Below are 513 nucleotides of genomic sequence, written 5' to 3' on the forward strand. Positions count from 1 at the left end.
GCTCCAACGCCAACCAGGCTGGCGTCGTTGAATTCTCCTTCGGTACAGGCGTACTGACAGGTGCCAACGTCGGTGCATTGAACCTGTCTGACGTACAAGTTGGTGCAGTCAACATCGGTGGCAACACCTCTGGTTCCTCCGCCAATGGCGTAGGCGGCACAGGCTATGAAACACTCACAGTCAACAGCACAGGCGCCAATAACTTCATCGGCACACTCAACCTGCCAATGGACACAGGCACAGCCGGTAAAGTCATCATCACTGGCAACACCAACCTGAACCTGGGTTCCACAACAAACGTCGTCAACGGCGCAGTTGGTACCATCGAATCCGTCAACTACCAGGGCGGCATCCTGCAAGCCTCCGGTCGTCTGGCTACCGTAGATGCATCCGCATTCACAGGCAACCTGACCATCAACCTCGGCAATGGCTTCTTCACCACTGGTAAAGCAGACACCTCCGGTCAGACCCAAGACGTCTCCGTCATCGGCGGCAAAGGCAACGACACCTTCA

1 protein-coding gene is annotated in these 513 nt (G+C 56.1%); it reads left to right on the plus strand.

Features of this window, described 5'->3' with window-relative positions; translation table 11 throughout:
- A partial coding sequence (locus tag H8L32_RS27250; RefSeq protein ID WP_408058972.1) for a hypothetical protein occupies window positions 1–513 on the plus strand: 513 nt, incomplete at both ends.

This window comes from Undibacterium hunanense, assembly GCF_014284335.1.
GTDB classification, from domain to species: Bacteria; Pseudomonadota; Gammaproteobacteria; order Burkholderiales; family Burkholderiaceae_D; genus Undibacterium; species Undibacterium hunanense.